Source organism: Burkholderia sp. HI2714 (assembly GCF_002223085.1).
Taxonomy (GTDB): Bacteria; Pseudomonadota; Gammaproteobacteria; order Burkholderiales; family Burkholderiaceae; genus Burkholderia; species Burkholderia lata_D.
The window spans coordinates 114788-129674 of record NZ_NKFM01000058.1 but is presented as its reverse complement, the minus strand read 5'-3'; the positions used below and the strand labels follow the sequence as shown (position 1 = coordinate 129674).

Sequence of the window (14887 nt, the reverse complement as noted above, 5' to 3'; positions counted from 1 at the left end):
GTGACGAAAAGATGAAGACGAAACCCACACCGAACCGCCTGTTGCTGATTGCTGCGCTGGCCGGCGCACTGAGCGGTACTGTCCATGCAGAGACGGCGGCGACCACGGCGACCGTTGCGACGGTCAATGGCACGCCGATCACGCAGGCCGACGTCGATACGCTGCTGCGCGCGTCCGGGCAACCCGACTCGCCGCAGATCCGCCAGGCGATCAAGAATCAGCTGATCACGCGCGTGCTGGTTCAGCAGGCCGCCGAGAAGGCGAACTATGCCGACAAGCCCGAGGTCAAGGCGGCGGTGCAGCAGGCGAAAACGAATGCCGAAGTGCAGCTTTACCTGCGCGACAACGTGAAGCCCGAGCCGGTGACAGAAGAACAGGTCAAGGCGCGCTACGACGAACTCGTGGCCGCGCTCGGCAAGAACGAGTACAAGCCGCGCCTGATCATCGTCAAGGATCCGGTGACGGCCGCGACGGTGCTCAGCGAACTGAAGGCGGGCAAGTCGTTCGAAGGGCTGGCGCGTCAGTACAGCATGGCGCCGAGCCGCGATGCCGGCGGCGAGCTGCCGTGGGTGAGCTTCCACACGCCGGCGACGGAAGGCAAGACGTCCGGCCTGCCGCTGCCGGTCGCGCAGGCGCTCGAGAAACTGAAGGTCGGTGCCGCGACGAGCGATTCGATTCCGGTCGATGGCGTGCGAGCGATCGTGAAGCTGGATGCGAAGCGGCCGACGCAGGTGCCGGGTTTCGCGACCGCGAAGCCGGGGCTTCAGCAGCAACTGCAGGCGGCTGCGGTGGAGAAGGCGAGTGCGCAGATGATCGGCAACCTGCTGAAGGACGCGAAGATCACGCAGTAATGCGGCGGTATCGGAACGCGGGACGTCACGCGCGCCAGATCATGCTCGCGCTCGTTTCGGTTTCCGATTCGCTGCGGAAGCCGAGCCGTTCGTAGAGCCGCCGCGCCGGGTTGCCGTGCAGCACGCTGAGTGACACCGGCACGTGCGCGCGTGCCGCGTCGTTCAGGAGTGCGCTCAGCACGGCTTCGCCGATGCCCTGGCCCTGGTGCGCCGGGAGGATCTGGATCTGGTGCACGTGCCACTCGTCGGCGGCGCGTGTCACCTTCAGCAAGCCGATGGTTTCATCGCCTTCGCAGACGATCATCGCATCGTCGAAATGCGCGCGGATGCGCCGGTCGTGCGCGTCGTCGTCGGACGGCATGCCAGCGCGTTGCAGGTGCTCCGTCATCGTGAGCTTGCGCAGCGTCAGCAGGAACGGCAGGTCGGCGGCAGACGCCGGGCGCAGGCGGATTGCGTGTGTCATCGGGCGGACTCGTTCGTTCGGGAAGGCGGGAGCGTCGACGGGAAGGTCGAACCCCAGCGAATGATTGCCGAATGAGGAGGGCCGGTCAAAGCCCCGGCAACTGAATCTGCAGGCCGGCCGGGCGATGTTCGAGCACATCCGTCACTTCGTATTCGGTTTTTGCTCCGTCCGAGGTTTGCCACTGCTGCATGCGGACTTTGCACACGAGCACGTCACCCTTGCTGAAGCTGATCTGACTGTTGTTCACGCGCGACAGGAAGCCGGCATCCGAGATCGCCGCGTGAATCGTCGACGTGCCGTCGTACAGCCGCCACTTGTTGTCGTCCTTGAATGCGAGCGACACGATCGAGAACGCCATCTTGCAATGCTCGTCGAGGATGAGCGAGTCGGCGGGTTCGGGCGCGTGAAACCACGCGATTTCGCTCCGGGCGACCGTTTCGACTATCTCCGTATCGGTGCCGACCGCAAACACCACGATGCCTTCGCGCGCGAGCGGTGCAAGCACTTGCTCGGTAGCGCGGCGCACGCCGACGTCGCGCAGCAGGGTGAGGACGGGCAGGTCGATTTCGAGGATGTCGCCTTCGACGTGCAGGATGGCGGTGTGGTCCTGCATTTGCACCTGCCGGATCTCGCGCCCGCGCAGCCATTTGAGGACGGCGAAGAGCCCCTTTCCCGCCTTCGGCGCGGCGATGCCGAGCGCGGTCAGGATCGTGACCGCATTGGCGAGCGCCGTGCCTTCGTTGCCGCTCAGCATGTCGCGCATGCGGCCGAGCAGTGAGGTCGCGAGCGTGAAGTCGATGCCGAAGCTGCCGGTCTTGAAGCTGCCGCGCACGTTCACCTGCGGGCGCACCTGATTGCCGCACAGCGCGCGGGTCGATGCGTCGAGCAGATCCCCGATGGCAAGCAGCGCGGGCGCGAGTTCGCGCACGTCCATTTCCGACGATTCGAGCGCGGGCCCGTCGTATGTGGCGCGAAAGCGGCTCATGGCGCAGAGGGGGCCGGGATCGGCCGGGCCGGTACGGTTTTCATGGCGTATGGTCATGCGGAAAGTGGGCGGATGACGTGGACGATACCGGAAGCGCATGCTTTCGGATGTCTTTCATGCTAGATGCGATCCACCGGCCGCGGGCGATTTTGGCCGTCCGGCCAAGACGACGTTCTGACGTGTCCCGACCGTACCCGGCACACGCCGAACTTTTCCGATCCTTGCCCGGTCACAACCGCCAGCGCGCGGGCGCCCGCACGCGCTTCCGGCCCCGGTATTCCCCGGCCCGCCCCGTCCGCATATCATTCGCACATCGCGCACCTGCCGACCGCAGGCGCAGCACACAGGGATTCTCGATGGACACCAAACGATCGCGGCCTGGCCTCGTCGCCGCGCTGCTCTGGGCGGCGCTTTATCTCGCGACCGGCTACATCTCGCACCAGTTCAACGGCCCCGTCCGGCTGACGGGCTATATCTGGCTGCCGGCCGGCGTGACGGTCGGCGCGTTCATGCTGCGGCCGATGCGCGAATGGCTGACGCTGGCCGGCGCGTTCCTGGTCGGGCAGCTCGCGCTGAGCGGCATCGAACACGGCAACCTGCTCAACGCAGTGCTGTTCACCGTCGACGAGGTCGGCGCGGCCGCGCTCGCGGTGTGGCTCGTCCAGCGCGTGCGCTTCTCGCTCCAGGGGCTGTATTTCCTGCGCTCGGTGATCCTCGCCGGCCTGATCGCGGGCGTGGTCGGCGCGATCGGCGGCGCGGCCTGGTACACGGTGGTCAAGGGCGCGCCGTTCTTCGACGTGTGGTCGGTGTGGGCCGCGTCCGATTTCGTCGGCGTGCTGCTGGTCACGCCGGTGCTCGCGTCATGGTCGCGCTTTCGCGCGCACCGCTCGGGCGATCACGAGCGCTTCGACCTCGTGCTCGGCATGGTCTCGTTCGTGCTGGTCGTGGGCGTCGCGCTCGTGATCTTCGACGGCGACACGTCGCAGAAATTCGGCACCGGCGCCGGCTTCGCGCTGACGTATATCCCGCTATTCCTCACCGTCGCGGTGACGCTGCTGCTCGGCGGCCGCGCGGGCTCGTCGTCGGTGCTGGTGCTCGCGCTGATCGTGATCGAGCAGACCGCGCAGGGCGACGGCCCGTTCGCGTCGTTTCACGAGCATTACGGCAGTGCGTTGCTCGAGGCGCAGCTCTATCTGGCGGTCGCGTCGCTGCTGGTGCTGGCGGTGAGCACGCTGAAGACGACCCGCGAACGCGTGCATGAACATGCGGCAGTCCTGCAGAACAACATGGAGCTCGCGCTCGCGAGCGCCGGCCAGATCGCATACGTGCTCGACCCGGAATCGGGGCGGATCGAGTGGAGCGGCGACGTCGAGCGTGTGTTCGGCGTCGGCGTCGATGCTGCACAGATCGCGAGCGTGCCGCTCGTGCTCGAACGCGTGCAGCCGGGCGACCGCGATGCGCTGCGCGACTACTGGGATGCGGAGATCGCGGGCGAGGATCGCGCATCGCTGTCGCTGCGCATCGTGCAGCGCGACGGCGGCACGCAGACGGTCACCGATCATGGCGCGCCACTGCTCGATTCGAATGTCGACGTGACGGTGGTGGCGGGCGTCTGGCAACTCGAGCGCGTGTGGCCGGCGGCGGACGAATGAGCGGACGCACGTCATGACGGGCCGCACGGGCGTCCTGCTGATCCATGGACTCGGCGGCACGCAATACGATCTCGGTTCGCTGCACAAGGCGATGCGGCGCGCGGGCGCCAACACGCACATGATCACGCTGCCGGGGCACGGCACGCGCCCCGAGGATCTGGTCGGCGTGCGCGCGGAGGCGTGGCTCGATGCGGTGACCGAGCAGTATCGTGCGCTGGAAAACGAGTACGACACGCTGCATGTCGCGGGCATGTGCATGGGTGCGCTGGTCGCGCTGCTGCTGTGCCATCGCGTGCAGCATGCGCGCGGCCGGCTCGCGTTGCTGGCCACGCCGGTGTTCATCGACGGCTGGTCGACGCCGTGGTACCGCGCGCTGCGGCACGTGCTGTACCGCGTGCCGGGTGTGGCGGAGCGGATGCGTGTGGAGGAAGGCGATCCGTTCGGCATCAAGAACGCGACGATCCGCGCGATCGTGAAGAAGAAGTTCGAGCGCGAGGACAATTTCCACTATGCGTGGGTGCCGCTCGCGTGCGTGCGACAGGTCGACCGGATGCGCGACTGGGTGCTCGAGGCCGCGGCCGGCACGCCGTGCCCGACGCTCGTGCTGCATGCGCGCGAGGACGAACTGACGAGCCTGCGCTCGGCCGATTTCCTGCTGGAAACGATGCCCGACGCGCGCGGGATCGTGCTGGAGAACAGCTATCACATGATCTGCGCGGACAACGATCGAGACGACGTCGCGCGCCACGTGCTCGACTTCTTCGGGTTCGATCCGGTGCATGCGGTCAGCCCGGCGATGGCGCGCCGGATGGGACGGCTGGAATCCTGACGGCGACCTGCCCGGCCCGGGATGCCTTATATCCGCTGCCCCCGGTCCGCATCGGGTAACGCATGCGTACCGGGGCTTGGCGAATTCATGCCGTTTCCGTCGCGCGTCGCGCCAGCAGGGGCGATGCGGCCAACTGACCGCGTACCGCATCGATGGCTGCGTCGCTCGGCGCAATGCCTTCGAGGTAGATGAAATCGACCGTCGACAGGCCGATGACGGCCAGCACCTGCTTCAGGTACGGGGTCAGGAAATCGGGCTGCCGTGCCGCTGCGCCGGTGCAGATGCCGCCCGAGCGTACCAGCACGAGCACGGGTCGATCGGTGAGCAGGCCGAACTTGCCTTCCGGCGTGGCCGTGAACGTGCGGCCGATACGTAGCACGAAATCGATCCACAACTTCAGCGCGGCAGGCACCGTGAAATTGTGCATCGGTGTGCTGATCAACACGCCGTCGCTGTGTTCCACTTCCGCGATCAGTTGTTCGGAGTACGCCAGTGCGGGATCGGAATCCGGCTGCCTCGCGACCACCGCATGCGCATAGTCGGCCGATAGCGAAGGCAATCCGGGTTGACCGAGGCTGCGCGACACGACCCGCGCATCGGGGCGGGCCGCCTGCCATTGCGCGATGGCTTCGTGCGCAATGCGTGCGCCCAGCGAATGACTGCCATGCGGACTGGCATCGACAAAAAGAAGGTTGTTCATCAGAGCGCCTGTAGAGACTGACTGAAATGCATGCCGCGGGACAGCAGCCCCTGGCGGAAATAGAAACGCTGCGCGAGCGCGTTGGAGAGCCCGGTATCGAGTACCAGATGCGGGCAGCCGTGTTGCCGCGCGTCGTCGCGCACCGCATCGAGCAACCGCTCGCCCAGCCGTTGACCGCGCGCGTGTTCGGTCGCGACCAGATCGTCGACATAGACGAAGCGCCCGTACAGCGTGTTTTCGAGGTGACGGTATCCCGCCAGCGCGACGACCGCGCCGTCCGGGTTGCCGTGCCGTGCGGTCAGCAGCACATAGCCTTGTTCGGCCTGGCGGCGCATCTGCCGCACGAACGCATCGGCATCGGCCAGGTGCGGGCGCAGCTCGCGCATCACGTCGAACGTCGACCGGTAATCCGCGTCCGTCTCGGCACGTTTCAAATGGATCTCTGGCATCACGATTGCTCCACGGTAACGTACGTTACTGTACGAATCGGATGGCGTATCCTGAAGGTCCAAAAAGTGACTATTTGACTGGGACATGAAAATCGACGATCTGATGCCGGACCGTCATCTCGACATGCCGGTCTATCGGCAACTGGTCCGGCGTTTCCGCGATGCGATCGAGACGGGCAAGCTTGCGCCGGGCAAGCGCGTGCCGTCGGTACGGAGCCTGGCCAGCGAACTCAATCTGGCACGCGGCACCGTCGAAGCGGCCTATCAGATCCTCATCGGCGAAGGGTACCTGGTCGCACACGGGCCGGCCGGCACCGTCGTGTCACCCCAACTGCCGGATGGCCGGCAGCCGCGCGCCGCGGCGCCCAGGCCGGACGAACCGCCGCGCGGCGATTCGACGGCGAGCGGGCCGAAGCCGTTCCAGATGGGCATTCCCGCGCTCGATGCGTTTCCGCGCATGCCGTGGATACGGCTCACCGGGCGTCATGTGCGGGCGATGGCGACCCCGTCGCTGGACTACGCGCCGCCTCAAGGGCACGACGGGCTCAGGTGCGCGCTGTCCGCCTATCTCGGCGTGTCGCGCGGCATCGACTGCTCGGCCGGGCAGATTTTCATCACCGCGGGGTATCGCGGCGCGCTGGACCTGATTTGCCGGACCTTGCTGCGTCCCGGCGACACCGGCTGGTTCGAGGATCCCGGTTATATCCACGCCCGCCGCCTGCTCGAGCACGCGGGGATGCGGCTCGTGTCCGTGCCGGTCGACGACGACGGCCTGTGCGTGGAAGCGGGGCAGCGCCGGGCGGCCGATGCACGTTTTGCCGTGGTGACGCCGACCCATCAAAGCCCGCTCGGTGTCGCGCTGTCGCTGCCGAGACGCCTCGCCTTGCTCGACTGGGCCCGTCAGCAGCGGGCCTGGATCGTCGAGGACGATTACGACAGCGAGTTTCGTTACCACGGCCGCCCGCTGCCCGCGCTCAAGAGCCTGGATCGCCACCACCGCGTGCTTTACACCGGATCGTTCAGCAAGGTGCTGTATCCGGGCTTGCGGCTGGGGTATCTCGTCGTTCCGGAGGAGCTGGTCGCGGCCTTTCGCGACACCGCCGGCTGGTTCGGCGGCAGCGGCCAGATGCTGATGCAATCCGTCGTCGCCGATTTCATGGAGCAAGGGCACTTCGCGCGCCATCTGAAGAAAATGCGTGCGCTGTACGCCACTCGCCGAGCGTGGTTGATCGATGCGTTGGGCAAGGTGTTCGGCGATACGCTGCACATTCCGCCCCGCGCGGGCGGCCTGCATGTGGTGGCCTATTGGCGCACGGCAGTCGACGATCGCGCCGTCGCTCGCATGGCCGGGCTGCAGGGGTTTTCCATCCAGCCGCTGAATGAGTGGAGCCAGGGCCGCCGGATGCCGCCCGGCATGTTGCTCGGGTTCACGAACCTGATGTCGGCGCAGCAGGCGTTGACGCTGGTGCGGCGCCTGTATCGGCTCATGCGTGCGTGAACCGTGTGTGGTGGATTGCGCACCCGTGGAGCGCCGAAGTGTGTGCGACTGGTGCCACGGCTTTGCGATTGTTTGACTGAGTTACTGCGACTGTCCTGCGCATTGTCGATATCACCCGGTGACGTCGCTGTCCGGATTCATACCTCATAGGTCAGTCAGATCCGTCACGATCTAGGCCCCGTATACGGCAGGCTTGGGATGTTGCTTCAGTCATCGGTTTGGCTTGGGCAAGCAGACGCACGTACCCCAGCGAAAATCACATAATCCCGCTACGATTGCGTGTCCGAATAAAAACGGGGTGCGTACATGTCGCGTGGAATGTTTGAATTCATCAAGAATGAACCTTCGTACAAAAATGCCGATAAAAAGTGGCAAGTCGAACTTTCAAAATCAGATCGGTTTTGGTATGACCTGGTAATTGACCCGCCTGATGGCTTTGATGTAAAAAAACAGATAACGGATTATTTTAAGAACTTGCAGGCAGTATTGAAGTCGCAAATCGACAAGAGATTTGTATATTTTCTTGGTGCGCGGAAAAGGGTTAGATTTTCCATGAAACGAAAACCTCGATATTCGTTTTTTGGAAGTCGATTGAATTTTTACGTAACGATCGGCCGAAGCGATAAGCCAATAAAGGTCACAACAAAGATACGTGATTATCAGAGCGGCAAGGCGATCAAGCCACGCGTCGAAGTTTCCGAACGACTGATAACGATCTTTGTTTCGGATGTTGAAAAAGTTTCGATGCCCATACACGATTTTCTGCTTCAGTGCGGTATCGATCTCGGCATAGATACCGAGGTACATTACGTCGGTTCAACACAAAATCCAGCGACGAGGCCGTTAAATCGCATTCACCGTGGATTTTCGGACATGGTGTATCGAGTTCCCAATGAAGAGTACGATTACTTCGTTTATTATAATTTGTTTAAGGTAACGTCTATAACCGAGGCTAGCGATAGTCCGCTTCGCTACGCTGTCGCAAATTCTATGATCGACGAGATTGGCGTAAAGGAGGAAGGTAAAATTATCGAAAATGTTATAATAAAATATTTCGGAGCAAAATCTCAAGAAGAGAACAAGGAGGCGGAGGAGGGGGGGCTGAGAAACACGCTGCTACTTCTTGCCAATAAACACAAGATAAAATCTATTTCCGTTCTATTGGAGATGGAAGAACCGACAGAACATTTTCGATTTTTCTCTCGCTCAGTGCCGCCGTCGGATCGACACAAATTTGTATGTCGAATCCAAGATAGCACAGTGGAACTAACGGCGGAGGATTGAACGTTATAGAAGCAATGACCGGAGATCGGCCACCGCGTAATCTGCCGTCAGTGGTTCTGGGCTATCCAGGGACGATTGCCGACAATCGATGCCGTGAAATAGCCGCGGTAGCCGACATGTTCGAGTAGGCTGAACGTTCGCTTCGGGGCGGCAGCAGTCAATCGCGCACAACGAAATGCCACTCGTTAGGCGCCGCAGTAGACCAATTGCACTAACTCTGACGCCCCGCCCCCGTCCCGGCACCGGCGGCGCGACTGGACGTAAGTCGCTGATTTTCTGCACACACTGCTGCCCATACTCTGTCGCCCTACGGCATCGGCTGCCCGAGCCGCACACGCCGGCCATCGTCGACCGTGACGCCAATCCGCAGCGATGCCGCTACCCCGCCTCCGGCAGCCGCGCGATCCGTTCGCGGGTGGCAGGCGACGCAAGACAGGTGGCCACCGCTTCGTAGCCCGGTGCGCCGGGGTACGGTGCGACGCGGGCCGGCGGGCTATGGTTCGCGGGACACAGAATGATCGCTTCGTCGGGTCCGACGGCCGACAGGTCCAGCATCGCCGACGAGCGGGTCAGCATGAACAGCGGCCGCATGCCGTCGGCTCTGGCACGCTGGCGAAGGCACGCAATCAGCGCCGCCTGCGTCGGCTGGTCGAGATCCTGTTCGATCATGTCCACGACCCGGGCGCCGGCGCCATCCGCCTCGAGGCCGGCAAGCAGCACGGTCAGCGCCGCAGACGCCGTGGCACCTTCGTCAGCGAGCCATGCCGACGTGCGTTCGACCCGCGCCTTCAGCGCCGGATCGGCCCGCAACGCGGCGAAGGCAGCTGCGCCGCCGTCTTCCAGCCGGTCCAGCCCGATGAACGCGGCACCGGGCAATGCGTCGGCCAGCCGATGCGCGAGACGGGTCTTGCCGCTGCCCAGCGAACCGATGATGTAGTTCAGCGGACGGATATCGCGAAATTCGAACCATTCGCCGTCCCACGGCCAGGGAAGGCTGAACGCAACGCCCGCGGCGGCCGGAGCGAGCAGACGCGTCAATTCGCCGTCGTCGGGCATGCGGCCGCGTGCGAGATCGGCGCGGATCGCGCGAACCTTGTCGACCTTGCCGACCAGATCCTGAATGTCGCGCCCGAGCGCCGCTTCATGCGTCGCCAGGGCGTCGCTCAGGCTGCGGGCGTCGCCTCCCAGCACGTTCGCGGCCTGAGCCAGGCTCAAGCCGAGCGCGCGAAGCGCCGCGACTTCGGCCGCACGCGCCAGATCGTCCGGGCCGTAGGCGCGATATCCGGCCAGCGTTCGCCCGGGCGTGACCAGTCCTTGCCGCTCATACAGCCGCAGCGCCTTCACCGATACGCCGAGCCGCGTAGCGGCTTCCGATGCGCTCAGGCCGCGTGTGACATCGCTCATGGGTCACCTTCGGGTCGTCGATTCGTGACGACCAGCATAAAGGCGATCCCAAGGGCCGGGTCAAGCGCGATCGCGCGCGAATTGATGAAGACACAGGCCGCGCCGCGCGTCAGTCGGCGGCCGCGAACTCGTCGCGCAGCGCGTGATACAGCCGCCGATAGCGCGCCAGCCGCCCCGCCAGCAGATCGGCCGTCGCAGCATCAGGCGCGACCGTCTCCGTGACGGGCGGCGCGACGCAGACTTCCGCGAGCGTGTCGTCCGTCGCGGCGAGGCGTGCAAGCCGCGCGGCACCCAGTGCAGCCCCGACCGCGCCGTCCGCATGGCGCTGCATCGCGAGCCCGGTCGCATTCGCGCACAGCCGCGCCCAGAACGCGCTCTTCGAACCACCGCCGATGAACGACACCGCGTCGAGCGTCGTGCCGGCCGCGCGCAGCGCGTCGTAGCCGTCGGCCATCGCGAACGCGACGCCTTCCATCACCGCATACGCGAGGTCGTCCGCGGCGTGCTCGTTGGACAGCCCGAAGAACACGCCGCGCGCATGCGCGTCGTTGTGCGGCGTGCGTTCGCCACCGAGATACGGCAGGAACAGCGGCGCACGCACCGGCGCCGCGCGTTCGGCGCGCGCGGCCAGCTCGCCCGCGGTGGTGCCGTGCGCGCGGGCGAGCCAGTCGAGGCTCGCCGCAGCGGACAGGATCACGCTCATCTGGTGCCAGCGCCCTTCGACGCAGTGGCAGAACGCGTGCACGGCCGCATCCGGGTTCGGCGCGAAGCGGTCGTTGCCGGCGAACAGCACGCCCGACGTGCCGAGCGACAGGAAGCCGCTGCCGGCACCCGTGACGCCCATGCCGATCGCCGACGCCGCGTTGTCGCCGGCGTCGCCGGCGATCGTCACGGGCCCCGCGATGCCCCATTCGCGCCGCAGCGTGTCGCGCAGCTGCGCGGCCGGAGCATTGCCTTCGACGAGGCGCGGCATTTGCGCACGCGACAGCTCGGTCGCGGCGAGCATCCGGTCGGACCAGTCGCGGCGCGCGCAGTCGAGCCACAGCGTGCCCGACGCATCGGACATGTCGGACACGAATTCGCCGGACAGGCGCCAGATCAGGTAGTCCTTCGGCAGCAGCACCTTGTGCACCGCGCGGAACACGGCGGGCTCGTATTTCGCGAGCCACAGCAGCTTCGGCGCGGTGAAGCCGGGCATCGCCATGTTGCCGGTGATCGCACGCGATTCCGGCACCAGCGCTTCGAGTTCGACGCATTCGGTGCCGGCGCGCGTGTCGTTCCACAGGATCGCGGGGCGCAGTACCTGGTCCGCGCGATCGATCAGCGTCGCGCCGTGCATCTGCCCCGAGAGCGCGATGCCGCGCAGCGCGGCGAAGCCGGCAGGATGCGCGGCGCGCACCGCCGCGATCGCATCGAGCATCGCGTGCCACCACGCCTGCGGGCTTTGTTCCGACCAGTGCGGATGCGGGCGGCTGATCGACAGCGCGGCCGAGCCGGTCGCGAGCGGGACCGAACGGGAATCGGTGAGGAGTACCTTGACCTCGGACGTACCGAGATCGATGCCGAGAAATGTCACGTGTGAAGCATCCTGTCTGGGGCGCGCGGCGGCGCACGCCGAAGCGGCGGCGCGTCGTCGCGGCCGTGCGGTTCGTTGAGCCGGTGCAGCGCGCGGAACCTCGACGGCGGCACCTGCTTCATCGCGAGAAACTGACGGTTGAAATTCGACAGGTTGTTGAAGCCAACCCGGTAGCAGATGTCGGTCACCGTCAGGTCGGAAAACATCAGCAGCTCGCAGGCCTCGTTGATGCGCAGCCGGTTCAGGTAGCGCACGAACGACGAGCCGGTATGGCGGCGGAAAAACCGCGTGAAGGTGCTGACGCTCATCCCGGCGAACGCGGCGACATCGGTCTCGCGCAGCATGCCGGGCAGGTTCTGCTGCAGGTACGACAGCACCTGGTTGATGGTCGACGACATGTAGTGCTGCGCGTCGCTGCGGTAGCCGGGGCCGGCGAGCACGCGCCGCTCGCGGCACGACGACAGCCGGTCGAACAGCGACATCAGGATCTCGACGCGCCGGCAGCCGTGCGCGTTCGCGAGTTCGAGCATCAGCGGCGCGACGTCGCGGCCGACGCGGTCGGGAAACTGCACGCCGCGCGCCGCATCGTCGATCAGCTCGATCACAGGCTGCAGCTCGCTGAACGCGCCGACCATCTTCTCGATCGCGTCGCGCGAGAACTGCAGCACGACGTCGCGCGACGGCACGCGTTCGCCGTCGGCGAGTTCGCTGACCCAGTTGTGCGGCAGGTTCGGCCCGGTGACGATCAGGTTGCCGGGGCCGAAATCGCCGATGTGATCGCCCACGAACATCTTGCCGTGCGACGACTGGATCAGATGGATCTCGTACTCGGGATGAAAGTGCCACTTCGCGACCGAGTGCGGATAGTCGTGGATCCACGCGCGGAACGATTCGTCGCGGTGGGTGGGAACGATCTCGAGATCCGGGTTCATCGTGTGCTCCGTCGGGGGCGTGCCGGCGTGCTACGAACGGGACATCGACCAGCCCGTCGCGGCGGGCGGCGTGGTGCGCGTCGCGGCCGCCGGCGGCGCCGCGTGCGCGATCGGGTTCGCGTCCGGCAGCGTGACGTTGCGCTCGGTGCCGGCGTCGAACAGATGCAGGGCTTCTTCGTCGAAGCGGAACGCTACCACGGCCCCCGGCGCCGGGGCCATCGGGGCCGGCACGAGGGCCGCGCACGGCTGGCCGCTCCAGTCCAGCGTGACGAGCGCCTCGGCGCCGAGCAGCTCGACGAGTTCGACCGTGCCGGTCAGCGCGAGCGTGCCCGGGGTCGGATCCGGTTCGGTGACGAGCCGCAGGTGGTTCGGGCGGATCGCGACTTTCACCTGCTGGCCGTCGTGCAGCCGGGCGAAGCGCGGCGACGCGAGCGGCCAGCGCGCGCCGTTGCAGTCGAGCAGCACGTTCGCGCCGAGGCGCTCGATCGTGCCGTCCGCGAAGTTCATCGCCGGAGTGCCGACGAAGCCGGCGGCGAACACCGTGTGCGGTTGCCCGTACAGCTCGGCCGGCGTGCCGATCTGCTCGATGTGGCCGCCGCGCATCAGCACGACGCGGTCGGCCAGCGTCATCGCCTCGAGCTGGTCGTGCGTGACGTACAGCGTGGTCGTTTTCAGCCGCCGATGCAGCCGCTTGATGTCGCCGCGCAACTGCGTGCGCAGCTTCGCGTCGAGGTTCGACAGCGGCTCGTCGAACAGGAACACGGCCGGCGTCTTGATCATCGCGCGCGCGATCGCCGCGCGCTGCTGCTGGCCGCCCGACATCGCGCGCGGGCGGCGGTCGAGCAGCGCGTCGAGGCTCAGGATGCGTGCGACGTCGCGCACGCGGCGGTCGATCTCGTCGGCCGGCACCTTCAGGCGCCGCAGGCCGAACGCGATGTTGTCGTACACCGTCATGTGCGGATACAACGCGTAGTTCTGGAACACCATTGCGACATTGCGCTCGCGCGACGGCAGGTCGTTGACGACCGCGTCGCCGATCACGAGCTCGCCGCCGGTGATCGCCTCGAGGCCGGCGATCATTCGCAGCATCGTCGACTTGCCGCAGCCGGACGGGCCGAGCAGCACGATGAATTCGCCGTCGGCGATCTCGAGGTCGAGCGGGTGCAGCACGGCGGGGCCGCCGTCGTAGTGCTTCGACAAAGCCTTGCAGGTGATCTGGGCCATGGCTCAATCCATTTCGATCTGAATCTTGACGTCGCGCGGGTGGCCGCTCGCCGCTTCCTCGAACGCGCGCACGCCTTCGGAAAACGGGAACGTGCGCGAGATGAACGGCTTCACGTCGATTGCGCCGGACGCGATCAGCGCGAGCGCGCGCGGAAAGATGTTCGCGTAGCGGAACACCGATTCGATGCGGCCTTCCTTCGCCTGCAGCGCGACCACGTCGAGCGGCACCGGGGCGACCGGCATCCCGATCAGCACCGCGCAGCCGCCCGGGCACATCAGGTCGACGAGGCCCGCATACGCGTTCGCGCTGCCGCTCGCCTCGAACACGACGTCCGCGCCCCAGCCGCCGGAGGCTTCGGCCACCGCGTCGGCCAGCGGCCGCGTCCGCACGTCGACGGTCGTGACGGCCGGGTTGCCGGCGAACAGCGCGAGCTTGTCGGGCACGACGTCCGCGAGGATCACGCGCGCGGCGCCGCCGGCGAGCGCGGCAAGTGCCGTCATCGCGCCGATCGTGCCGGCGCCGATCACGACCGCGAGGTCGCCCGGCTTCATCGCGGCCTTCTTCGCGGCCTGCAGGCCGATCGACAGCGGCTCGACGATCGCGCCTTCGGCGAACGACACGTTGTCCGGTAGCCGATACGTGAACGCGGCCGGATGCACGACGAACGGCGTCAGGCAGCCGTGGATGGGCGGTGTCGCCCAGAAGCGCACGTCGGGATCGAGGTTGTAGAGCCCGCGCAGCGTCGCGGGCGAATCGAGGCGCGGCACGCCGGGCTCCATGCACACGCGGTCGCCGACGCGCAGGTGCGTGACGCCGGCGCCGGTCTCGACGACGGTGCCGGATGCTTCATGGCCGAGCACCATCGGCGCGTCGACGCGGAACGGGCCGATCCCGCCGTGAACGTAGTAATGCACGTCGCTGCCGCAGACGCCGACGGTATGCACCTTGATCCGGACGTCGCCGGGGCCGACCGCTTGCGGCAGGTCGATATCGCGCAGCGCGAGCTCGCGCGTGCGTTCGAGTACGAGTGCTTTCAACG

Annotated in this window: 14 protein-coding genes; 5 read left to right on the top strand and 9 right to left on the bottom strand. The window is 66.2% G+C overall.

All coding sequences use genetic code 11. The annotated features are described in order from the left end of the window. Positions 1-11: 11 nt before the first annotated feature. Positions 12-851, top strand: coding sequence for a peptidylprolyl isomerase (locus CFB82_RS32995; RefSeq protein WP_089446818.1), 840 nt, complete (start codon positions 12-14; stop codon positions 849-851). Positions 852-876: 25 nt separating this feature from the next. Here CFB82_RS32995 and CFB82_RS32990 read toward each other — a convergent pair whose 3' ends face one another. Together CFB82_RS32990 and CFB82_RS32985 are read right to left on the bottom strand one after the other, a co-directional pair. Further along, positions 877-1314 (bottom strand): GNAT family N-acetyltransferase, encoded by a 438-nt coding sequence (locus CFB82_RS32990; protein ID WP_089486730.1) that lies wholly within the window; start codon positions 1312-1314, stop codon positions 877-879. A gap of 85 nt (positions 1315-1399) precedes the next feature. Beyond that, positions 1400-2356 carry a hypothetical protein gene (locus CFB82_RS32985; RefSeq protein WP_089486729.1) on the bottom strand — a complete coding sequence of 319 codons (957 nt, stop codon included), beginning with the start codon at positions 2354-2356 and terminating at the stop codon, positions 1400-1402. A gap of 299 nt (positions 2357-2655) precedes the next feature. Here CFB82_RS32985 and CFB82_RS32980 point away from each other — a divergent pair, with 299 nt between their 5' ends. Next, positions 2656-3951, top strand: coding sequence for an MASE1 domain-containing protein (locus CFB82_RS32980; protein WP_089446821.1), 1296 nt, complete (start codon positions 2656-2658; stop codon positions 3949-3951). Between the two features lie 13 nt (positions 3952-3964). Further along, the gene (locus tag CFB82_RS32975; RefSeq protein ID WP_089446822.1) at positions 3965-4780 is read left to right on the top strand and encodes an alpha/beta hydrolase; all 816 of its coding nucleotides are present in this window, start codon (positions 3965-3967) and stop codon (positions 4778-4780) included. Between the two features lie 85 nt (positions 4781-4865). Here the strand turns inward: CFB82_RS32975 and CFB82_RS32970 are convergent, their stop codons facing one another. Both CFB82_RS32970 and CFB82_RS32965 read right to left on the bottom strand, forming a co-directional pair. Next, positions 4866-5480, bottom strand: a complete 615-nt coding sequence (locus CFB82_RS32970; protein ID WP_089486728.1) for an FMN-dependent NADH-azoreductase — start codon at positions 5478-5480, stop codon at positions 4866-4868. Then, entirely contained in the window at positions 5480-5929 is a 450-nt protein-coding gene (locus CFB82_RS32965) for a GNAT family N-acetyltransferase (protein ID WP_089446824.1), read from the bottom strand. The genes CFB82_RS32970 and CFB82_RS32965 overlap by 1 nt, the downstream gene beginning before the upstream one ends. A gap of 85 nt (positions 5930-6014) precedes the next feature. On the opposite strand from CFB82_RS32965, the gene pdxR reads away from it, so the two are divergent. Further along, the gene (gene pdxR, locus CFB82_RS32960; RefSeq protein WP_089446825.1) at positions 6015-7427 is read left to right on the top strand and encodes a MocR-like pyridoxine biosynthesis transcription factor PdxR; all 1413 of its coding nucleotides are present in this window, start codon (positions 6015-6017) and stop codon (positions 7425-7427) included. Between the two features lie 318 nt (positions 7428-7745). Then, positions 7746-8711: a hypothetical protein gene (locus CFB82_RS42585; protein ID WP_143750997.1), complete on the top strand. Its 966-nt coding sequence runs from the start codon at positions 7746-7748 to the stop codon at positions 8709-8711. A 378-nt stretch (positions 8712-9089) separates the two neighbouring features. Here the strand turns inward: CFB82_RS42585 and CFB82_RS32955 are convergent, their stop codons facing one another. The 5 genes from CFB82_RS32955 to CFB82_RS32935 all read right to left on the bottom strand — a co-directional run bounded on the left by CFB82_RS32955 (position 9090) and on the right by CFB82_RS32935 (position 14885). Then, entirely contained in the window at positions 9090-10115 is a 1026-nt protein-coding gene (locus CFB82_RS32955; RefSeq protein WP_089446826.1) for a MerR family transcriptional regulator, read from the bottom strand. A 109-nt stretch (positions 10116-10224) separates the two neighbouring features. Next, the gene (gene xylB, locus CFB82_RS32950) at positions 10225-11691 is read right to left on the bottom strand and encodes a xylulokinase (RefSeq protein ID WP_089486727.1); all 1467 of its coding nucleotides are present in this window, start codon (positions 11689-11691) and stop codon (positions 10225-10227) included. Next, on the bottom strand, positions 11688-12623 hold the full coding sequence (locus tag CFB82_RS32945) for an AraC family transcriptional regulator (protein WP_069250467.1): 936 nt from the start codon (positions 12621-12623) through the stop codon (positions 11688-11690). The genes xylB and CFB82_RS32945 overlap by 4 nt, the downstream gene beginning before the upstream one ends. Before the next feature lie 30 nt (positions 12624-12653). Further along, on the bottom strand, positions 12654-13847 hold the full coding sequence (locus CFB82_RS32940) for an ABC transporter ATP-binding protein (protein ID WP_089446828.1): 1194 nt from the start codon (positions 13845-13847) through the stop codon (positions 12654-12656). A 3-nt stretch (positions 13848-13850) separates the two neighbouring features. Beyond that, entirely contained in the window at positions 13851-14885 is a 1035-nt protein-coding gene (locus tag CFB82_RS32935) for an NAD(P)-dependent alcohol dehydrogenase (protein ID WP_006480069.1), read from the bottom strand. Between the last annotated feature and the right edge of the window lie 2 nt (positions 14886-14887).